Annotated in this window: 20 protein-coding genes; 18 read left to right on the top strand and 2 right to left on the bottom strand. The window is 57.2% G+C overall.

Features of this window, described 5'->3' with window-relative positions:
• Nucleotides 1-5 precede the first annotated feature (5 nt).
• From COL8621_RS17995 to COL8621_RS17975, 5 genes are all read left to right on the top strand, one after another.
• The gene (locus tag COL8621_RS17995) at nucleotides 6-1,091 is read left to right on the top strand and encodes a mandelate racemase/muconate lactonizing enzyme family protein (protein ID WP_093968811.1); all 1,086 of its coding nucleotides are present in this window, start codon (nucleotides 6-8) and stop codon (nucleotides 1,089-1,091) included.
• A complete protein-coding gene (locus COL8621_RS17990; RefSeq protein ID WP_093968810.1) occupies nucleotides 1,088-2,029 on the top strand; it encodes a phytanoyl-CoA dioxygenase family protein in 942 nt (313 codons plus the stop codon). The genes COL8621_RS17995 and COL8621_RS17990 overlap by 4 nt, the downstream gene beginning before the upstream one ends.
• A gap of 47 nt (nucleotides 2,030-2,076) precedes the next feature.
• A complete protein-coding gene (locus COL8621_RS17985; protein WP_093968809.1) occupies nucleotides 2,077-2,991 on the top strand; it encodes a DMT family transporter in 915 nt (304 codons plus the stop codon).
• Between the two features lie 67 nt (nucleotides 2,992-3,058).
• Nucleotides 3,059-3,808: an SDR family oxidoreductase gene (locus COL8621_RS17980; protein WP_093968808.1), complete on the top strand. Its 750-nt coding sequence runs from the start codon at nucleotides 3,059-3,061 to the stop codon at nucleotides 3,806-3,808.
• Between the two features lie 27 nt (nucleotides 3,809-3,835).
• Nucleotides 3,836-4,684 (top strand): fumarylacetoacetate hydrolase family protein, encoded by an 849-nt coding sequence (locus COL8621_RS17975; RefSeq protein WP_093968807.1) that lies wholly within the window; start codon nucleotides 3,836-3,838, stop codon nucleotides 4,682-4,684.
• 102 nt (nucleotides 4,685-4,786) lie between these two features.
• On the opposite strand, the gene COL8621_RS17970 is transcribed toward COL8621_RS17975, so the two are convergent.
• Nucleotides 4,787-5,803 (bottom strand): LacI family DNA-binding transcriptional regulator, encoded by a 1,017-nt coding sequence (locus COL8621_RS17970; protein ID WP_093968806.1) that lies wholly within the window; start codon nucleotides 5,801-5,803, stop codon nucleotides 4,787-4,789.
• Between the two features lie 89 nt (nucleotides 5,804-5,892).
• On the opposite strand from COL8621_RS17970, the gene bglB reads away from it, so the two are divergent.
• The 8 genes from bglB to kduD are packed head-to-tail and all read left to right on the top strand — an operon-like array spanning nucleotide 5,893 to nucleotide 15,486.
• Entirely contained in the window at nucleotides 5,893-7,008 is a 1,116-nt protein-coding gene (gene bglB / locus COL8621_RS17965) for a beta-galactosidase BglB (protein ID WP_207652100.1), read from the top strand.
• On the top strand, nucleotides 7,005-7,841 hold the full coding sequence (kduI, locus tag COL8621_RS17960; RefSeq protein ID WP_093968804.1) for a 5-dehydro-4-deoxy-D-glucuronate isomerase: 837 nt from the start codon (nucleotides 7,005-7,007) through the stop codon (nucleotides 7,839-7,841). Before bglB ends, kduI begins: the two co-directional genes overlap by 4 nt.
• Nucleotide 7,842: 1 nt before the next feature.
• Nucleotides 7,843-10,329 (top strand): carbohydrate-binding protein, encoded by a 2,487-nt coding sequence (locus tag COL8621_RS17955; RefSeq protein ID WP_093968803.1) that lies wholly within the window; start codon nucleotides 7,843-7,845, stop codon nucleotides 10,327-10,329.
• Between the two features lie 47 nt (nucleotides 10,330-10,376).
• The gene (locus COL8621_RS17950; protein ID WP_235823944.1) at nucleotides 10,377-11,657 is read left to right on the top strand and encodes an ABC transporter substrate-binding protein; all 1,281 of its coding nucleotides are present in this window, start codon (nucleotides 10,377-10,379) and stop codon (nucleotides 11,655-11,657) included.
• Nucleotides 11,654-12,658, top strand: coding sequence for a carbohydrate ABC transporter permease (locus COL8621_RS17945; RefSeq protein WP_093968802.1), 1,005 nt, complete (start codon nucleotides 11,654-11,656; stop codon nucleotides 12,656-12,658). The genes COL8621_RS17950 and COL8621_RS17945 overlap by 4 nt, the downstream gene beginning before the upstream one ends.
• Nucleotides 12,655-13,710 carry a carbohydrate ABC transporter permease gene (locus COL8621_RS17940; protein WP_093968801.1) on the top strand — a complete coding sequence of 352 codons (1,056 nt, stop codon included), beginning with the start codon at nucleotides 12,655-12,657 and terminating at the stop codon, nucleotides 13,708-13,710. Before COL8621_RS17945 ends, COL8621_RS17940 begins: the two co-directional genes overlap by 4 nt.
• Nucleotides 13,711-13,720: 10 nt before the next feature.
• Complete coding sequence (locus tag COL8621_RS17935) at nucleotides 13,721-14,746, top strand: ABC transporter ATP-binding protein (protein WP_093968800.1); 1,026 nt, start codon at nucleotides 13,721-13,723, stop codon at nucleotides 14,744-14,746.
• A 14-nt stretch (nucleotides 14,747-14,760) separates the two neighbouring features.
• Entirely contained in the window at nucleotides 14,761-15,486 is a 726-nt protein-coding gene (gene kduD, locus COL8621_RS17930; RefSeq protein ID WP_093968799.1) for a 2-dehydro-3-deoxy-D-gluconate 5-dehydrogenase KduD, read from the top strand.
• A gap of 34 nt (nucleotides 15,487-15,520) precedes the next feature.
• Here kduD and COL8621_RS17925 read toward each other — a convergent pair whose 3' ends face one another.
• On the bottom strand, nucleotides 15,521-16,300 hold the full coding sequence (locus tag COL8621_RS17925; RefSeq protein WP_093968848.1) for a DeoR/GlpR family DNA-binding transcription regulator: 780 nt from the start codon (nucleotides 16,298-16,300) through the stop codon (nucleotides 15,521-15,523).
• Between the two features lie 156 nt (nucleotides 16,301-16,456).
• Here COL8621_RS17925 and tkt point away from each other — a divergent pair, with 156 nt between their 5' ends.
• The 5 genes from tkt (at nucleotide 16,457) to paaC (ending at nucleotide 21,318) form a co-directional block, all read left to right on the top strand.
• Nucleotides 16,457-18,487: a transketolase gene (gene tkt, locus COL8621_RS17920; RefSeq protein WP_093968798.1), complete on the top strand. Its 2,031-nt coding sequence runs from the start codon at nucleotides 16,457-16,459 to the stop codon at nucleotides 18,485-18,487.
• Nucleotides 18,488-18,497: 10 nt separating this feature from the next.
• On the top strand, nucleotides 18,498-19,151 hold the full coding sequence (fsa, locus tag COL8621_RS17915; protein ID WP_093968797.1) for a fructose-6-phosphate aldolase: 654 nt from the start codon (nucleotides 18,498-18,500) through the stop codon (nucleotides 19,149-19,151).
• 132 nt (nucleotides 19,152-19,283) lie between these two features.
• On the top strand, nucleotides 19,284-20,276 hold the full coding sequence (gene paaA / locus COL8621_RS17910; RefSeq protein ID WP_093968796.1) for a 1,2-phenylacetyl-CoA epoxidase subunit PaaA: 993 nt from the start codon (nucleotides 19,284-19,286) through the stop codon (nucleotides 20,274-20,276).
• The gene (gene paaB, locus COL8621_RS17905; protein WP_093968795.1) at nucleotides 20,273-20,563 is read left to right on the top strand and encodes a 1,2-phenylacetyl-CoA epoxidase subunit PaaB; all 291 of its coding nucleotides are present in this window, start codon (nucleotides 20,273-20,275) and stop codon (nucleotides 20,561-20,563) included. Before paaA ends, paaB begins: the two co-directional genes overlap by 4 nt.
• Nucleotides 20,563-21,318: a 1,2-phenylacetyl-CoA epoxidase subunit PaaC gene (gene paaC, locus COL8621_RS17900; RefSeq protein ID WP_093968794.1), complete on the top strand. Its 756-nt coding sequence runs from the start codon at nucleotides 20,563-20,565 to the stop codon at nucleotides 21,316-21,318. The genes paaB and paaC overlap by 1 nt, the downstream gene beginning before the upstream one ends.
• The last annotated feature ends 1 nt before the right edge of the window (nucleotide 21,319 follow it).

Genomic DNA, 21,319 nt, shown 5'->3' with positions numbered 1-21,319 from the left:
GATACATGGCACGCATCGAAAAAGTCCGCGCAGACCATTACCTGATCCCGCTTCCGCGTGTGTTGGAAGACAGCATGCATGGCGCAATGGCCGGGTTCGAGGTGGTGACTGCGCGGGTTATCGATGCAGACGGGGCCGAAGGTGTTGGATACACCTTCAGCTGCGGTGTGAATGGCGGCGCAATTGCCGACATTCTGGGCCGCGAAATGGCTCCGCGTGTGAAAGGCCGCGACGCCGACCTGATCGAAGCGATCTGGAAGGATATGTGGTGGGCCTTTCACTATGGCGGACGGGGCGGGCCAACAGTGTTCGCCCTGTCGGCGCTGGATATGGCGCTGTGGGATTTGAAAGCAAAGCGCGCCAACATGCCGCTGTGGCGGTTGCTTGGCGGGTTTGATCCCAACGTGCCCTGTTATGCGGGCGGTATTGATCTGGATCTGACAGCGGCAGAGCTGATCGACCAGACCCACGCAAATTTCGCCAAGGGGCACCGGGCCATCAAGATGAAGGTGGGCCGGGATCGCATGTCAGAGGATGTCGCCAAGGTTGCCGCGATGCGCGAAGCTTTTGGTGACGACCTGCCGCTGATGGTTGATGCCAACATGAAGTTTACCGTCGATGGCGCGGTTCGGTTGGCCAAGGCCTTGCAGGGGTTTGACCTGACTTGGTTCGAAGAGCCTATTCCACCCGATGACCCGGCCGGTCACGCGCGCATCTTACGCGATGGTGGTATTCCGATTGCCAGCGGGGAAAACCTGCGCACGGTTTGGGATTTCCGCACAGCCATCGAAGGTGGGGTAACTTTCCCCGAACCTGACGTGACCAACTGCGGTGGCGTCACTCCATTCATGAAAATCGCCCATCTGGCCGAGGCATTTCACCTGCCTGTCACCAGCCACGGCGCCCATGACATCACCGTTCAGCTTTTGGCAGCATGTCCGAACCGATCCTACCTAGAGGCGCATGGTTTCGGGCTGGAAAATTTTGTGGAGGATCCACTTGAGATCCGCGACGGTTTTGCGATCGCTCCGGAACGGCCCGGCCACGGGGTCAATTTTGACTGGGGCAAACTGGAAAGTGTACGCGCATGAGACTAACCCAAGCCCAACACGAACAGTTCGAAAACGAAGGCTATCTGGTTGTTCCAGATGTCCTGCCCACCGACCTTTTGGAACGTGTGCGTGCGGAATACAGTGATCTGCTGGATCGCCTTTACGCCGATTGGCATGCCCAAGGGCGGGTGCCCGCGCCACAGGGCGATTTCTTTGAAAAGCTGCTGACCAGTTATAAGGCGGGCTGTGATTGGTTCCAGCCGATGGATATTTCCCTGCCGGGTGATGAAATCGCGGCGGATTGCCCCTTCCACTTTGGCCCTGCGGTGTTCGACATGGTGACCAATGCGGGGCTGTTGGATCTGGTCGAAGATCTGATTGGGCCAGAAATCACATCGAACCCGATCCAACATGTTCGGCTGAAGCCTCCATCGGTCACTTTGGATAACGAAGAAGCGCGCGCGCACATCACGGCAACCGACTGGCACCAGGACCGCGCTGTCGCGCTGGAAGAAAGCGACAGCACGCAGATGGTGACCGTTTGGCTGGCCATCACGGACGCAACCCTTGAAAACGGATGCCTGCAAGTGATCCCCGGCCGTCCGCAGATGTACCCGCATTGCCCAAAAAAACAGACGGCGATTGCCGACGGCTGTCTGGACCTGAGCAAAGCGACGCCTTTGCCGGTAAAGGCAGGCGGCGCGGTCATTTTCCACCCGCTGACACCCCATGCATCGCGTGACAACACGTCTGAAAAATTCCGGTGGTCATTCGACATTCGTTATAACGTCAGTGGTCAGCCAACAGGCCGGTCGCATTTCCCCGAATTTGTTGCTCGTTCTGCCGCCAACCCCGGTGCTGGGCTGGATGATTGGCAAGAATGGCGTGGCATGTGGGAAGACGCGCGCGCGGCCTTGGCCCAGAAGGCACACATCCCGATTCATCGTTGGACCTCTGACGCACCAGCGTGTGCCTGATGCTGAACACCGTGAAACAGATTACCGAAGGGCGAAGGCGCTAGCCAATGTCACACCCCGTTGCCCCCAGAGAAGAGCGTACGGCACTGGGCCTTGCGGCAATGGCCGGGGCGGTTTTCTTTTTCACCATGATCGACACATCGGCAAAATGGCTGGTCCTTGCCGGACTGCCCGCGTTGCAGGTGGTGTTCGCGCGTTACTTCATGCATTTCGCAATGTCGGCGGTGATCTTCCTGCCGCGTGAAGGTTTGGATGCCATCCGTTCCAACGCCCCGCGAAAACAGATTTTGCGTTCGGTGTTTTTGTTCGGAAGCACTGCGTTGAATTTCACGGCGCTTAGGTACCTGCCGATCACCGTGACGACGACGATCATGTTTGCCGGGCCGATTGTGGTGACCCTGCTGTCGATCCCGATTTTGGGCGAAAAGGTAGGCATTCACCGCATCGTGGCCGTGTGCGTCGGCTTTTTCGGGGTGCTGTTCGTGATGCAGCCTTGGGGCGAAGGGTTTCACCCGGCGATGTTCCTGAACCTTGGCGCGCTTTGCCTTGCCTCTTTGTACTTCGTCATGACCCGCTTGTTGGCCGGGATTGAAAGCAACGCAACAAGTCAGCTTTGGGCCTCGGGGTTGGCGACGGTATGCCTTGCGCCGTTTGCGTTCTCTGTTTGGGTATGGCCGGATACGGCGGGGTCGTGGGCATTCTTTTTCCTGATCGGGATATTCGGCGGCACAGGGCATATCCTTGTCACCTCTGCGCATCGCTGGGCCGAGGCGTCAATTCTTGCGCCGGTGATCTATATCCAGATCATTTTGGCCGCTGTGTCCGGGATCGTTTTTTTTGACACGTGGCCAACCATTTGGACGCTTGGCGGCGGGCTGATCATCATCGCGGCTGGCACCTATATCTGGCATCGCGAACGGCAAAACCGCCGCCACGCTGGCCCAAAGATCGCGCCGCCTTAGGGGCTGGTGCGACGATCACAGAAATTCGAAACACAAGATTGGGGTCCGGCGGACCTTTGACAGGAGGATGAATATGGGACGGCTTACTGGCAAACGCGCCCTTGTGACGGCAGCGGGGCAGGGTATCGGACGGGCAACTGCATTGGCTATGGCGTCGGAAGGCGCGCAGGTTTTTGCAACCGACGTGAACGAAGCCGCGCTAGAAGGTCTGGATGGCGACGGGATTGAGGCATTCGTACTGGACGCGCGCGACACAGACAGCGTGAACAAGGGCGTGGCGCGGGCACAGCCTGACGTGCTGTTCAACTGTGCCGGCTTCGTGCATCACGGCACGGTCTTGGACGCCACAGACGACGAATGGGATTTCGCGTTTGATCTTAACGTCCGGTCGATGTTTCGCACCATCCGCGCGGCACTTCCGGGCATGTTAGAACGCGGGAACGGTTCGATCATCAACATGTCTTCGGCCTGTTCCAGCATCATCGGTGCGCCGAACCGGTTCATCTATGGCACCACCAAAGCGGCCGTAATCGGCATGACGAAATCCGTCGCGATCGATTATATCACCAAGGGCATTCGCTGTAACTGCATCTGCCCCGGCACGGTTGAAAGCCCCAGCTGGCATGACCGCGTAAAGGCATTGGGCGAAGAGGTTGGATCGTACGAAGAGGCGCTGAAGCAATTCGTTTCGCGCCAGCCCATGGGCCGCGTTGCCAAAGCAGAAGAGATTGCCGCACTTGTTGTGTACCTTGCCAGCGACGAAAGCGGCTTTACCACCGGGCAGCCACACGTGATTGATGGCGGCTGGTCCGGCTGAACAGAATTCTGAAGAAAAGGAAAGACTATGAAACTACTGCGTTTTGGAGATGCCGGAGCCGAAAAACCCGGAATGCTGGACGCTGAGGGCGGCTTGCGCGATCTGTCGGGTGTTGTTGGCGATATTTCGGGCGATGTGCTGTCGGACGAAGGGCTTGCCAAACTGCGCGCGCTGAACCCTGCTGACCTGCCATTGGTCGAAGGCAACCCGCGCCTTGGCCCATGCGTGGGTCAGATCGGCAAATTCTGCTGTATCGGTCTGAACTATTCCGACCACGCGGCCGAAACAGGTGCGGCGATCCCTGAACATCCGATTTTGTTCATGAAGGCCAGTTCCGCCGTGGTGGGGCCGAATGACGATGTGATGATCCCACGCGGATCGACCCACACTGATTGGGAGGTCGAACTGGGCGTGGTCATCGGCAAAGCCGCCAAATACGTCAGCAAAGAAGACGCGCTGGACTATGTTGCGGGCTATTGCGTGATCAATGACGTTTCAGAACGCCACTATCAGACACAGCTGACCGGTCAGTGGACCAAAGGCAAAAGCTGCGACACCTTCGGCCCAACCGGCCCATGGCTGGTCACACGGGACGAAGTAAGCGACCCTCAGAACCTGGCGATGCATTTGGATGTGAACGGCAAGCGTATGCAGACCGGGCACACCAACACGATGATCTTTACGGTTGCCGAAATCATCGAACACCTTAGCCATCTGTTCACGCTGCATCCGGGCGATGTCATCTCTACCGGGACGCCTCCGGGTGTTGGGATGGGGATCAAGCCTGAACCCGTATACCTGAAGAATGGCGATGTAATGGAACTGTCCATCGAAGGGCTTGGCACACAACGTCAGAACGTCGGTCAGGACGCCTAACATATCAACTGGCTTGCGGGGGCTGTTTAGCTTCCGCAAGCCGCTAATATGACCAATGAAGAGACAATTATTTACATAACATATCTTACCAGCAACTTGAGCCTAGCCGCCTTTGTTCTTGCCCGTGGTTTCGCGTGGCGCCAGTTTACAGGCAAGCTCGATCCGTCGAACAGGCAAACGAATGTCGGTTTCTAGGTACTTTGCGGATTCGCATATCAGGTCGAGTGACAGCGCGCCGACCGCCTGCATCGGAATGGCGACCGACGTCAGCGGTGGGGAAAGATACTCCCCCTGTGGAAGGCCATCGATCCCAATAACCGACATGTCGTCGGGAACCTTGAAGCCCGCCTGATTAAGCGCAACAAGCGCGCCAGCCGCCAGAATATCCCCAGCCGCAACAACACCAGTGAATTCCAAACCGTCTTTAAGCGCCTTATGAATCGCGATTTGCGCAGCCTCGGCTGTCCAGTCGGCGGCCTCGACAACAAGGTTTGGGTCGAACCGCGCGCCCATCACATCTTGCCAGCCCTCTTGGCGGCGCTGGATGGTTCTGCGGCCCGATTTGGTTAGAAACAAAATGCGTTCGTGGTTCAGATCGACAAGGTGCTTGGTGGCCATCGCTGCGGCGGATCTGTTGCACGGCGAAACCGAACTAAGCAGCATTTCAGGGTCGTCACCGTTCACCAGCGTCACCGGGCACGCCAAGTTTTGCGCAAAATCCAACAGCGCGTCGTCAACCGTTAGCAACAGCACCCCTAGAAAATCGTCCGAGGCAACTTTGTCGCGAAGTTCGGAATTCGGGTCCGACGATTGGAACGTGTAGTTTTCGATCTGGATATTCAACTTTTGCGCGCGATCACGCAGCCCTTCCAACACGTACATGGTGAACTGGCTTCGCTGAAAATCGATCATCGCATCATGCGATGCAGCAAGCAGTACCTTATGCCCGATCAGGTTCTGCGGCACGCGGTAATTCATCTCTAACGCTGCGGTGCGGATGCGCGCGGCCACGTCGTCACGCACGTATCCGCCACCCGAAAGAGCGCGCGATACGGTCGCCGTGGATACGCCAACCTGTTTGGCAATGTCGGCAATGCGGGTGCGTTTAGTTGATGCCATCAGATTCTCTCAATGCACAAGCTTTATGCAATAAAATTACAGATTGCGCAATTAGTTGCATGTTGTATCCCGTTTGCACAGGGGGATTTATGAATACAGCTTCACCAAAAATGCCTTTTCCAATGCACGCCGTGCTTGATCAGCTGGTAACCGGACTGACGCACCTGTCTGACGAAGGCCGCTTTGACGAGCCTAATCTTGACGGAACCGCGGGCGATTACATCAGCTTTGACAGTTGGGAATGGCCGCAGGGCGTTGGCCTTTTTGGGATCGCCCAATTGTGGGAAGCGCGGGATTACAGTGACGATCTGGGTACGCTTTTGAAAGAGTGGTACGCGAACGCGATAGCAAAGGGCCTGCCCCCTCAGAATGTGAACACAACTGCGCCGATGCTTGCGCTGGCTCTTTATTGGGACAAAACGCGGGACCCGGCACATGGTCGTGTGCTGGACGACTGGGCGAACAAGCTTATGGCAACCGGCGCACGGACCGCGTTCGACGGCTTTCAGCACGATGTTTCCGACAAGCTTAACGATGGTGAAATCTGGGACGACACACTGTACATGGTCGCGCTTTTTCTGGCGGCTTATGGGCAGGCATCCGGTCGGCGCGAATTGGTTGATGAGGCCGAAAAACAGTTCCTGCTGCACACCCAGTTCCTTGCGGATCGTGAAACCGGTCTGTGGTTTCACGGCTGGACCTTCAACGGCCGCCACAACTTCGCAAATGCACGTTGGGCGCGCGGTAATGCGTGGATCACCGCCGGTATCGTTGATCTTTTTGCGCTTGCCGAAGTGTCTGGATCTGTCCGCGGGTTTTTGGCCGAAGTCCTGAAGGATCAGGTCAACGCGCTGTTACCGCTGCAAGACAAAAGCGGCATGTGGCACACCCTGTTGGATGAACCCGACAGCTATCTTGAAACCTCGGCGACGGCAGGAATTGCTTATGGGCTGCTAAAGGCCGCGCGACTGGGCATCGGCCCGTCCAGCTGGAAAGACGCCGGGCTGCGTGCGCTTAACGCTGTTGTTGCATCCGTTGATGAAAATGGGGTCGTGCAGGGCGTCAGCTACGGCACGCGCATGGGCCACGACTTGCAACATTATCGCGACATCTCGATCGAGCCGACAGCATACGGGCAATCCCTTGCAATCCTTGCCCTTGTCGAAGGGTGCCGCGCATTTGAAACCGAAGGACAACCACAATGACGATGATGCAAAGATATGGCGCGGGGCCGGATCAGATTGATGCGATGAACACGCCCGCCTTGCGTGATAACTTTATGGTCGAAGGGTTGTTTACGCCCGGCAAAATCGTCTTTGCGTATTCACATTTTGACCGAATGATCCTTGGCGGCGCTGTGCCAACAGAGACCGCACTGGAATTCGGTGATGGTGCTGAAATCGGCACACCATTGTTTTTCACGGCCCGTGAAATGGGCGTTGCAAACTTAGGCGCCGGCGGTTGGATTGACGTCGACGGAACCCGGTATTCGCTGGCCAACCGTGATGTTCTTTATATCGGTCGTGACGCGGAAAAGATCACACTTGGCAGCGACAACGCCGACAACCCGGCCAGGTTCTATATGAATTCGGTTCCTGCCGGGGTTTCGATTGCGCATCGTCTGATCCGTAAATCCGAAGCCAAGGTTTTGGAACTGGGCGAAGCGGCAAGAAGCAACGCGCGTTCGCTTGCGATGTATATCCACCCCGAAGTTGCGCCATCGTGCCTGTTGTTGATGGGTATCACGGACCCGGCGCCCGGCTCTATCTGGAACACCATGCCGCCGCACCTGCACGAACGCCGGATGGAGGCTTATTGCTATTTCGACCTAAGCGAAGAAGACCGTGTGATGCATTTCATGGGTCGCCCGGAAAACACGCGCCATCTGGTGGTTGCAAATGGTGATGCTGTGCTGTCGCCGGCGTGGTCATTGCACATGGGCGCGGGCACCGGCCCCTATGCGTTTGTGTGGGGCATGACCGGCGAAAACCAAGCCTACGGCGATGTGGATCCCGTTGCGATTAAGGATCTGCGTTAACATGACCCTGACCGCGAATGATCCATTGACCTATTGGCAGGTCACACCATTGAACGAGGCGCTGTACGATGTTGCAGACGCGCCAATGGAAGGGGAAATGGATTCGACCTTTTTCCTGACCAAAGACAAAAACATCATCCCGCACACCTACCCATGCCGGACGGCATATATTGCCGAAGCGCGGGATAAAGAACCTCGGCCCCAGGGGGCGCCTGACTGGTCGCTTGCGCGCAACGTGTTGCCAATGGGTTCGCCCAAACTGGATTTGTCGGGCTTCTGGTTTCGCGCAACCCGCGTATCCGGCTGGGCACGTACCGCGATTGACGCTGATGCGGATGGCACCGCGCGGTTGTCATTGTCGGTCTGCGGCGCAGCCGTGGCTTTCGTAAACGGTGAAAAGGTCGGCTGGCTGGCCCCAGCAACTCGTAACGCCACGGCAGAGGTGACGTTTGATGCGCCCCTAAAGGCGGGCAAAAATGAGATCACCATCTATTTCGATGATCTGGCCGAACGGGATGCGGTTATCCCAATCTCGTTGGTGTGGCTTTCCGGCCCGACGTCCAAACAGGGCCTTCCATTCAACGCAGACCCGCAACTGGTGCGGGGCGTCGAAGCGACCTTCGAAGCGATGCATTTGGATCGCAACAACTATGACGACGCTGAAATCTGGTTGCAGCTTCCCGTGGCGTTCTCGGTTGATACGCAGCTTTCTGTTCGGGTCGCGGGGCATTTCATGTCACATGACCAACAGGTGTTTTCGTTAGAGGTGCCTGCGGGCCAAGGCCGCGTATTGTTGTGCCATTCATCCGACCTTCCCGCGGATTATCGGTATTTCCATATCGCCGTCAGCGTGGACGATTTCGTCACGCAGGCGACCCTAGGCGCAGAGATCAGCCACCGAAGCGCACTGCCCCCCCCCGCCGACACCCTAGACGCACGCATAGAAGAGGCATTGGCTTGGGTCGCGGAAAACGCTGAAACCGATACCGAACGTGCGGTCGCGTGCTTGGCCCGAGGCACAGAAGCGGATCTAGAGACTGCATCGGCGATCATCACCCACGCCCTGCCCGCGATCGAAAACTGTTGGGACTGCGCCGACTTCGCGCTTGTTCCGCTGTTGTGGGGGCGCATCATTCATCCAGAACGGCTGTCCAGTGCCCTGCGGGAACGCGTTGATCAGGCCATCCTGACCTATCGCTATTGGATGGATGAACCGGGCAACGATGTTCAATGGTATTTCTCGGAAAACCACGCACTGCTGTTTCACACCGCCGCCTATCTGGGGGGCAACCTGTTGCCGGATGCAACCTTCCAACGGTCGGGCCGCAAGGGAACCGAACAGCGTGACGTAAACCGCGACCGGTTGATGGCATGGTTTGATCATTTCGAAAGCGTCGAGATGGCCGAATTCAACTCGGCCCCCTATTTCCCGATTGACCTGAAGGGGATGACCGCTTTGTTCGCGCTGGCACCTGATCAAGACATACGCGCCCGCGCCCAAAAAGCCATCGCGCGGTTGATAGAACTGGTCGCGAATTCGGCCCATCATGGTGTGATTACGGCCGCGCAGGGGCGCAGCTATCAGCATTCGCTTTGTGTCACTGATACGCTGGAACTAACCGGAATTTCGCGGCTTCTGTGGGGCAAAGGGGCGTATGGGGCGCATGTGAATTGCCTGCCGCAACTGGCGCTTTGCCTGCGGGATTACGGGCTAAAGCTGCCTGACCTAACAGGCCGCGCGTGCTGGGCAGCCAATGACGCGCAAGAGTGGATGTATTGCCAAGGGCAGAACGCGTTTGCGCATCTTTATCATTACAAAACCGCAGATACCGCAATGGGGTCGGCCGCGACGTATCGTTGGGGCGAATGGGGTTATCAAGAGACGTTGATCCATGCCCGTCTGGGTCATGATCCACGCGCGCAAGTGTGGGTCAATCATCCGGGCGAATTGATTCAATCGGGATATGGGCGGCCATCCTATTGGGGTGGGTCGGCTAGCGTTCCGCGCGTTCAGCAATATCGCGATCTGGCCGTTGTGTTGTTTTCAGGTCAGGCCCCGCAACCCAATTTCACACACTGCTGGTTCCCGACGGCCTGCTTTGATCAGTGGCGTTTGTCAGGCAACCGCGCCTCGGCGGTTTCAGGCAATGGCATGATAACGCTTAGCGCGTCTGGCCCGCTTGAATTGCAAGAACAAGGGGCATCTGCGGGCAACGAACTGCGCCTTGATGGGCATGATGGCCTTTGGGTTCTGCGACTGGGTCAGGGCCACGATCTGGATGGGTTTGAGGCGCGTCACAGTCTTTCAGTTGATCGGGCGAACGATGGCACCTTGCACATCAATGACCCCGAATATGGGTTGGTCACGTTCCACCCCGATGGCCGCGTAGAGGCCGAAGGGCGCGTGCTGAACCCCAAGGGTTGGTCCCTTTCAGGAACCCGAACAATTCTGCCGTTGCAAAGCGACAAAGAGCGCCGCGTTGGCTGAAACTGGCATGGGAGTGCCGCACTAGACGAAATTCAATGGGAGGAAGAATGATGAAAGAGAAATTTTACAAAGGCCTAATTGCGACGGCCCTTTCGACAACATTGTTGTCAAGCGCCGCATTCGCCGAAGAAGTGCGCGTCATGTGGTATTCTGACGGCGTCGAAGGCGAAGTCATGAGCGATCTTCTGGACCGTTTCATGGAGAAAAACCCAGATATTGACGTCATTCTGGACAATGTCGCCTATCAGGTCGTTTCCGAACAATTGCCAATCGCGCTAGAGGCAGGCAACGGCCCAGACATCGCACGGGTTACCAACCTTAAGGCGCAATCAGAACACTGGCTGGATCTAACCCCCTATGTCGCCGATCCCGCCTATTGGCAGGAAAATTTCGGCGACAAGGCTGACTGGATGCGCCCCGACGGTTCGGACGCGATCACGGGCTTTATGACACAGCTGACGCTGACCGGCGGTTTCGCCAACGCGACGCTGTTCGAACAGGCAGGCGTCGCCCTTCCCGGTGCCGATGCAAGCTGGGATGACTGGGTTGCGGCAAGCGCTGAAGTTGCGAAAAGCCAAGGTCTTGTTGCGGCCTTCGCTCTTGATCGTTCCGGCCACCGGTTGAGCGGGCCGAACGTCAGCTTCGGTGCGAATTACATCGCGGCGGATGGCACCCCTGCCCCCATCGACGATGGCGTGAAAGCATTCGTCACCAAGATGGTGGAATGGACGAACGGCGGCCAAAACTATCGCGATGTTTGGGTCAGCGCGGCAGGCTCTTCATACCGCGCCGCGGCCGAGGATTTCATCAACGCTCAGATTCCATATTACTATTCAGGAAGCTGGCAGATCGCCAACCTGGCAACCAAAATCGGTGATGACTTTGACTGGGTTGCCACGGGCAGCCCCTGCGGATCCGACGCATGTTCGGGCATGGCCGGTGGCGCGGGTCTTGTTGCGGTCAAATACACGAAGCAGCCAGAGGCCGTTGGCCGCGTGATGGACTACCTTGCATCCGAAGAAGTGGTGCGCGAATTCACAGAGCGAACGTTATTCTTGCCAGCGCATAAGAACGTCGTCGCAAGCGGCGGGCTTAACTTCGACACCGACAGCGATCAGGTGAAAGCCGCGCTTTCAGCATTCGTAGAGGCAAGCGGGAACGTTGCGCCAAACGCGGCGGCCCTGCCGGCGTGGAAATGGGCGTCGGCCTATTACGGTGCCTTGGTGACACGCACCGGCCAAGCGATGGCGGGCGAGCTTTCGCTGGACGAAGCTTTCGATCGGATGAATGCTGATATCGCAGAGCAAGTGGCACAAGAAAACCAATGATATCCAACGAAAAAACTACGATCGGCGCGGTTCTTTCCGCGCCGGTCCGTTGGCTCGCTGAAGCGATCGACATACCGATGCGCTGGTGGCAAGGGATTGCCGGTCGTCCCGGTATGATTTCGTTCTTCCTCATTCCGAATTTGCTGATCTTTGGAATGTTCGTGTTGGTGCCGTTGTTCATCAACATCGTCTATTCCGTGACAGGCGGAACCGAGCTGTTTTTATCTGACCGCAGCTATGTCGGCGGCGCGCATTTCAACCGTCTGCTTGAATGCGAAAACCATTTTAACCCGAACTCGTGCCGCGAAGATCTTTTCTGGATCGCGCTGTGGAATACGATCAAATTCGTGTTCACGCAGGTTTCGGTGATGATCGTCTTTGCTGTGATTACGGCCCTGATCCTTAACGGCAAAATCCGGGCGCGCGCGTTTTGGCGGGCTGTCTTCTTTTTCCCGGTGCTTTTGTCGCCCGTCGTTGTCGGCCTGATCTGGCAGTGGATGCTGCAGCGGCAGGGCGTCTTCAACTTCATTCTGTTTCAGTTCGACGCACAGGCCATTAACTGGCTGACCGAACGCACATGGGCGTTTGGCGCGGCTGTGGGCGTTTCAATTTGGGCCCATGTCGGGTTTTACGTGCTGATCTTGCTTGCCGGGCTGCAAGCAATTCCGCGGGATTTGTACGAGGCCGCCGAAATGGACGGCACGCCCCCCGCACGCGCGTTTTGGCGCATCACTTTGCCCCTGTTGTGGCCCAACCTGTTGGTTGTCATCGTGTTGGCCCTAATCCGCGCCGTTCAGGTATTTGACGAAGTATATGTGCTGACGGGCGGTGGCCCCGGCACATCAAACCTTTACCTGACGCAATACATCTACGAAGTCGGCTTTGCATCCATCTTACGAAATCCTGGCCTCGCGTCAGCGGCGTCGTTGATCATGGCAAGCATTTTGGTGGTGTTGACCCTTGCACAACTAGGTCTGACCCGCTGGAAGGACAAGAAATGAAGGCCATAACCTTTCTGACCCGCCGTCGCGGCGGGGATACGTGGCATTGGACCGATGTAGTAACGTTTGCGTGGCTTGGGTTTGGCCTGATAATCATGTTTGGCCCCGCGATTTGGCTGGTCATGTCATCGTTCAAATCGCCCGCTCAACTGGCCGAATTCCCGCCGACCATCCTGCCCTATGTCTCGGAAACGGTCGAGGTGCCGGTCAAAGGCACGATGAAAGAACTGCCGCTTTATACCGTCACCACAGAAGGCGAAGCCCCCCGCGAACTGGCCGAAGTTAGGCGCGTTGGGATCATCGCCAATATGGTCGACCCGGCAGACCCTGAAACCGTAATCAAAGTGAACATCAACGACCGCACCCCGGTTCGGCGCGTTGGCTTGGCCTTGGAAAACTATGCAAAGCCGCTGCGCGATTTCAATTTTGGCCTGTACCTGTGGAATTCGGTTTTCGTGACCGGCGTGGCGACAATCATCACTTTGATCACCAACTCGATGGCCGCATTTGCCCTGTCGAAATACGACTTCCGGGGCCGCAACGCGGTGCTTTTGTTGATCGTGGCGACACTAATGATACCGATTTCGGTGAACATTGTTCCGCTCTATTCGGTGGTGTCATCACTGGGGCTGTTGAACTCTCTCTGGGGGGTGATCTTACCGACCGTGGCCACGCCAACGGGCGTGTTTCTGCTGCGCCAATACATGCTGACGATCCCGGACGAGCTGTTAGAGGCCGCAAGGATGGACAAAGCCAGCGAGTGGCAGATTTACTGGCGTATCATCCTGCCACTTACCGCCCCTGCCCTTGCGGTTCTGGCCATTTTCTCGGTGGTTTGGCGCTGGAACGACTTTTTGTGGCCCCTCATCGTGCTTAGCCGAAAAGAGCTGTTCACGCTTCAGGTTGGGCTGAACACATTCGCAGGCGAACTTAACGTGCAGTGGCATTTCATCTTGGCGATGACCGTCGCAACGATGATCCCGGTCGTCTTGGTGTTCGTGTTTTTGCAACGCTACATCACCGCAGGCATCGCCGGCACCGGTTTGAAATAGAGGAAGACGAATGGGACGCATCAGACTGGAAAGCCTGCGCAAAAGTTATGGTCAGGTCGAAGTCCTCAAGGATATCAACCTTGAGATCGAAGAAGGCGAACTGGTGGTCTTCGTTGGGCCGTCGGGCTGTGGCAAGTCCACGTTGCTACGCCAGATTTCGGGGCTTGATCGGCCCACCTCGGGCAACATCTTCATCAACGAAAATGATGCCACAAACGTCAGCGCGGCGGATCGCGGGCTGGCGATGGTGTTCCAAAGCTATGCGCTTTATCCGCATATGACGGTTCGCCAGAACCTGGCCTTTGGTTTGCAAAATGCCAAAATGCCAAAGGCGGAAATGGATGAACGCATTTCGGCCGCCGTTGAAATGCTTGAGATTGGCCCGCTGCTGAAACGCCGCCCCGGCCAGCTTTCGGGCGGGCAGCGCCAGCGGGTGGCGATTGGCCGTGCCATCGTGCGTGACCCCACCGCGTTTCTGCTGGATGAGCCGCTGTCGAACCTAGACGCCGAGCTTCGCGTTTCAATGCGCGCAGAGCTTTCTGCGCTGCACGCGCGGCTGGGTGCCACGATGATCTATGTGACCCATGATCAGGTCGAGGCAATGACATTGGCCGACCGGATCGTCGTTCTGCGGGCGGGCAAGATTGAACAAGTCGCACCGCCGATTACCCTGTTTGAAAAACCGGTCAATAAATTCGTCGCGGGCTTCATCGGGGCGCCAAACATGAATTTCCTGACGCTTGACGATGTTCAGCCGGTATTGGGCAACGTCGGGGTTCCTGCGGGCGCCACCATGACCGGCATCCGCCCGCAACACCTGTCGCCTGCCGAAACCGGGTTGGACATGACCGTTACCTTGGTCGAAGCCTTGGGAACCGAAACCGTCATTCACGGCGTTCTTGGGTCGGGGGCGACCATTTTGGTCACCGTTCCGGGCCACGTGAAAACGTCAAAAGGTGAACATATGACGCTTAACGTGGACCCTGCGCATCTGCACTTTTTCGACGCCGATGAGTTGCGCGTCGAGGCAGCATAGGCTTGGAAACACCAATGAATAAGTTTTCGCTAAACGGGCGCGTCGCCTTGGTGACTGGGGCCAATACCGGGATTGGTCAGGCCATTGCGGTTGAAATGGCAAATGCGGGCGCGCATGTGATTTGCGCGTCGCGTTCGGGCTGTGGCCAGACCTTGGTCAAAATCCCGGGTGCTGAAGAACTGCATCTGGATTTTGCGGATCCGATGGCGGCCAAAGACGTCTTTCAGAACCGCCACGTGGACATTTTGGTCAACAACGCGGGCATCATCCGGCGCGATGATGCCGTTGATTTCACCGAAACCGACTGGGACGAGGTGATGGATGTGAACCTGAAGGCGCTGTTTTTCACGTGTCAGGCCTTTGGCCGTGCTGCGCTTAAGCGTGGCTCTGGCAAGATCGTGAACATTGCATCGCTGTTGTCGTTTCAGGGCGGAATCCGTGTGCCAAGCTATACCGCCGCAAAACACGGCGTGGCGGGGGTGACAAAACTGTTGGCGAATGAATGGGCGGCAAAAGGGGTAAACGTGAACGCGATCGCACCTGGTTATATCGCCACGAACAACACTGAAATGCTGCGCGCAGATCCGGCACGTAACCAAGCAATTCTGGAGCGTATCCCCGCTGGCCGTTGGGGCGATGCGGAAGACATCGCTGGCGCAGCGGTGTTTCTGGCCTCGGATGCGGCGCGGTATGTCCATGGCACCGTCTTAGCCGTCGATGGTGGTTGGTTGGCGCGATAACCAAGACGACCCGCCCAGTGTCTCTGCTATTCTGTCATGCGGGGTTTTCATCGGGATTGGCGATGGTAAGGCTAATCTCATGCGCTGAAAGCGCATCAAGTGCCTGATCAGAGGGCGCAGCATCGGTGATCACGGCATCGAATTCCGAAAGGTCCGCGAAAAGGTGCATCGCAGTGCGGTCAAACCGGGCGTGGTTAACCAGCAAACAGGTTTTGGTCGCGGCATCCATCATCGCCCGCTTAGAGCGCACAACGTCATCATCCATATGAAACACCTGCGTTCCAGACACGGCCGGAACCGATAGAAACGATATATCCGACCGTAGGCGGCGCAGGTTTTCTTCGCATAGCACACCGAAAAACCCGTTGAACTTGGCCGAATACGCGCCCCCCAACGTGATAAGCGAAATACCCGATTCACCCTTTAGGGTGTCGATGATCGCAGAGTTGTTCGTAATGACCGTCAGCGGTCGGCGTTGCGGCAACAATGCGCCCAGCACAGCGGCCGTGGAACCGTCATTGATCATCACGGTCATGCCCGGTTCGATCAATTCCAACGCGGCGTGTGCCATCACGGCTTTTGCCGCCCCGCCCTGACGTTCGCGAAACCGAAAATCGCTTTCAAACTGGGTGCCTGCGTCAATCGTGGCCCCGCCGCGTATTTTACGCAGAACGCCTGCGGCCTCTAGGTCATCCAAGTCGCGGTGGATCGTCATTTTCGACACAACAAAGCGATGCGCCAGATCATCAAGGTCAACCGCACCCTGTTCGACCAACAGATCCATAATCGCTTGTCTGCGTTCGTCACGTTTCACGCCAAATTCCCTTCGGTCCGTCTGTGTTGAGCGCACAATGGCCAATTTCATTCTAACATTCCACAACACATATCAACATCTATTGTGTGTTTTTGTTATTTTTTCTTGTTATAAGTGCGCTGGTAGCGCTATCGAAAGGCAACAAGAGGAGATGAGATGTCAAAACCTTCACCCCATGCCGCCTTCGTCGCCGAAAAAGCAGCGATCGACCCAACGAACTTTGCGCTTGCGAACTGCATCCGTGCTTTGGCCATTGATGCCGTTCAGGCCGCCAACTCTGGTCACCCCGGTGCGCCAATGGGCATGGCGGATGCCGCGACGGTGCTTTTCCGCAATCACCTGAAATTCGATGCTACCAACCCCGACTGGCCCAACCGTGACCGTTTGGTTCTATCGAACGGGCACGCATCCATGCTGTTGTACGCGTTGCTGCACCTGTCGGGTTACGAAGACATGACACGCGAGCAGATCAAGAATTTCCGCCAACTCGGCGCAAAAACTGCGGGCCACCCAGAATTTGGGCATGCGCAAGGCATTGAAACCACAACAGGGCCACTGGGTCAGGGCATCGCCAACGCTGTGGGTATGGCCATTGCCGAAAAGGCGCTGGCCGCAGATTTTGGCGGCGATATTGTTAATCACAGAACCTATGTGTTTTTGGGCGACGGCTGTCTTCAAGAAGGCTTGGGCCAAGAGGCGATTTCGCTGGCCGGGCACCTTGGGCTGGGCAAGTTGATTGCGCTGTATGACGACAACGAAATCACCATTGATGGCCCGACATCGGTTTCATTCTCGGAAGACGTTCCAGCACGGCTGGCCGCCTGTGGTTGGCATGTGCAAGCCGTGGATGGCCATGATGCGGATGCGATTGATGCAGCCCTGGCCGCAGCCCGCAACGAGGGGTCGAAACCGTCACTGATCGCAATAAAGACCGTCATCGGGTTCGGCGCACCCACAAAATCTGGCACCGCCAGTTCGCATGGCTCCCCCTTGGGCGAAGACGAAGCTGCCAAGGCGAAAGCCATCTTAGGCTGGAGCGCCGACCCGTTTGAGATCCCTGCCGAGCTGGCTTTGGAATGGCATCAAATAGGCGCGAAAGGGACCAGCGACCGGCAGGCTTGGGAAGGCCGCTTTGATGCACTGCCCAGCACACAGCGCGATGAATTTGCGCGGCGTTTGGCGGGCGACTTGCCCGAAGGGTATGACGCCGCGGTACAACGCGCCCGCCAAACCCTTTTCGATGCCCCCCAAAAAGTTGCAACACGTAAGGCCAGCCAGCTGGCGTTGGATGCATTGGCACCCTGCTTACCAGAACTGATCGGCGGTTCGGCGGATTTGACCGGGTCGAACCTGACCCGCGTTGATGCGGTCGACACCCAGTTCACCGCGCAAAAACCGGGCCGTTACATCGGCTATGGCGTGCGGGAATTTGCAATGGCCGCCGCGATGAACGGCATGTGTACCCATGGCGGTTTGATCCCCTATGGTGGCACTTTCCTTGTCTTTTCCGATTATGCTCGCAACGCGATCCGCTTGTCTGCCTTGATGGAGGTCGGCGCGATTTATGTGATGACACATGACAGTATCGGACTTGGCGAAGATGGCCCAACGCACCAGCCGGTGGAACACTTGGCCTCTCTCAGGGCCATCCCAAACCTGAACGTATTCCGCCCGGCCGATGCGATGGAAACACTAGAATGCTGGGATATCGCCATTCGGTCCCGCAAAACGCCATCTCTCTTGGCTCTGTCGCGTCAAGGGGTGCCGCAACTGCGCACCGAACGCGGGGATAAGAACCTGTCTGCCAAGGGTGGCTATGTCATCAAATCCTTCGGCGCGTCGCGTGACATCACGCTTTTGGCGACGGGCACAGAGGTGTCGCTTGCCGTCGAAGCCGCGCAGGACCTAAACGAACAGGGTCTGGGCGTCGCGGTTGTTTCGATGCCCACCTGGGAATTGTTTGACGCTCAGGATTTCGCGTACCGCGCTGAAGTTCTTGGATCGGCCCCTCGTATCGCGATCGAGGCCGCCGGGAAATTCGGCTGGACCCGCTACGTAGATACCGAAGACGACGTTATCGGGATGACCGGCTTTGGCGCCTCTGGCCCGGCTGACGCGCTGTATCAGCATTTCGGCATCACCAAAGACGCCATCATCGCACGCGTAAAAACACTGACGAACACGTAAGGAGACGAATATGAAATTCTTCGTAGACACGGCAATCATCGAAGACATCAAAGAGTTGAACGACTATGGGCTGTTGGATGGTGTAACCACCAACCCCTCGTTGATCGCCAAGTCGGGCCGTGATTTCAAAGAAGTTGTCGCCGAAATCTGCGGCTTGGTTGATGGCCCGGTTTCGGCCGAAGTCGCATCGATGACCTATGACGGGATGATCGCCGAAGGCGAACATCTTGCGGCCATCGCAGATAACGTCGTGGTGAAATTGCCGCTGACCCTTGATGGGCTAAAGGCCTGCCGCTACTTCAATGCCAAAGGAATCAAGACCAACGTAACGCTGTGTTTTTCCGCCAATCAGGCTCTTTTGGCGGCCAAGGCGGGCGCAACTTATATTTCGCCCTTCGTCGGTCGGTTGGATGATCTGAACATTGATGGGATGGAGCTGATCGCCGACATCCGCGCGATTTACGACAATTACGGCTTCACAACAGAAATCCTTGCCGCATCTATCCGGTCGGCAAATCATGTGAAGGAGTCCGCGATCGCGGGCGCGGATGTCGCAACGATTCCGCCCAGTGTCATCAAAGGCTTGGCCAACCACGTTCTGACGGACAAGGGCTTGGATCAGTTCGCGAAAGACTGGGCCGCGACAGGCCAGTCCATCCTGTAAGGATCAAAACCGCGCGGCATGTTAGTAAACATATGTTACATGGTAATTGCCATATTGGCGTGCCATGTAACATTTTAATTGCGCGGAACGACCCCCTCCCCTAATATTGGGCATCCAATCGGGAGGGGCAGCATGTACGCGCAGATGGTAAAATCCACAGGCCACGGGGTTAAACCGTTGGACGAGATGGACCCGCAAGAACGTGCCTTTCAGGAACGCATCGACGCGGGCGATAAGATTGAGCCCAAAGATTGGATGCCCGACGGGTATCGCAAGAACCTGATCCGCCAGATCGGCCAACACGCCCATTCCGAAATCGTTGGCCAACTGCCCGAAGGCAACTGGATCACCCGCGCGCCCACGTTGGAACGTAAGGCCATTTTGCTGGCCAAGGTGCAGGATGAGGCCGGGCATGGCCTCTATCTGTATTGCGCCGCCGAAACCCTTGGCGTGTCGCGCGATGAACTGACCCGGATGCTGCTTGATGGAAAGATGAAATACTCCTCCATCTTCAACTATCCGACCCTGACATGGGCCGATATGGGCGCGGTTGGCTGGTTGGTGGACGGCGCCGCGATCATGAACCAGGTACCGTTGCAGCGCACATCGTACGGCCCTTATGCCCGCGCGATGGTGCGTATCTGCAAAGAGGAATCGTTTCACCAGCGTCAGGGCTTTGACATCATGATGAAGATGGCAAACGGCACAGACGCGCAGAAAAAGATGGCGCAGGACGCGCTGAACCGGTTCTGGTTCCCCTCGCTTATGATGTTTGGCCCGTCCGACAAAGACAGCGTTCATTCGGCGCAATCCATGGCGTGGCGGATCAAGATGAACACCAACGACGAACTGCGCCAGAAGTTCGTCGATCAAACCGTTCCACAGGCTGAATACCTTGGGCTGACAGTCCCCGACCCCGATCTGCGCTGGAATGATGAAACCGGCCAATATGATTTTTCTGAACCGAATTGGGATGAATTCTTTGACGTGATCAGCGGCAATGGCCCGTGCAACACCGAACGGCTGAACACCCGCAAACAAGCGTGGGATGATGGTGCATGGGTGCGCGACGGGATGCTGGCCCATGCCGCCAAACGCAAATCTCAAGGGATCGCAGCACAATGAGCAACGCACCTGAACTCCCCCTGTGGGAAGTGTTTATTCGCGGCCAGCATGGCCTGTCGCACCGCCATGTCGGAAGCCTGCATGCCGCCGATGCCGAAGCCGCCCTGAAAAATGCGCGCGACGTTTACACCCGCCGGAACGAGGGTGTTTCCATCTGGGTGGTCGAGGCCGCGCAGATCACCGCATCAGCACCGGGCGACAAAGGCCCGTTGTTTGAGCCCGCCAATTCCAAGGTCTATCGCCACCCGACGTTTTTCGACATTCCCGATGAAATAGGGTCGATGTGATGTCGGACGGCTTGTTTCAATTCCTGCTGCGCATGGGTGACAACACGCTGGTGCTGGGCCACCGCATTTCAGAATGGTGCGGCCAAGCGCCGGGGCTGGAGGAAGACATCGCACTGGCCAACACTGCGCTTGATCTGATCGGCCAGACCCAAATGTGGCTTGGCTATGCCGCCGAGGTAGAGGGCGCGGGGCGCACCGCCGATGATCTGGCCTTTTTGCGCGACGTCTGGGATTTTCGAAACCTTCTGATGCTGGAACGCCCCAATCTGGATTTCGGTCACACCATCACACGACAGTTCTTTTTTGATGCGTTCCACGTCCTACTTCTGACCCGGCTTCAAGCCTCATCCGACGCGCGCGTGGCCGAAATTGCGGCCAAGTCGGTGAAAGAGGCGGCGTATCACCTTGAACGCTCGGCCGATCTGGTGATCGCGCTTGGCGATGGCACCGACGAAAGCCACCAACGGATGCAAAGCGCCGTGGACCTGTTGTGGCCCTTCGCTGGCGAGATGTTCGCAGCCGATGACGTGGACAACGCCATGGCCGCCGCAGGTATCGCGCCCGACCCGGCCAGCCTGCGCGCCGAATGGCAGCGCAAGGTTGATCAGGTGATGGCCGACGCCACGCTGACCCTACCCGAAAGCCAATTCGCCCATCAAGGCGGCAAAACCGGCCGACAGCACACAGAACATCTGGGGCATATGCTGGCCCAGATGCAGTGGCTGCAACGGGCGTATCCCGGCGCGACGTGGTGAC

Source organism: Actibacterium lipolyticum, assembly GCF_900184935.1.
Taxonomy (GTDB): Bacteria; Pseudomonadota; Alphaproteobacteria; order Rhodobacterales; family Rhodobacteraceae; genus Actibacterium_A; species Actibacterium_A lipolyticum.
The sequence above is the reverse complement of the archived record's forward strand: the minus strand, read 5'-3'. Positions and strand labels throughout refer to the sequence as shown.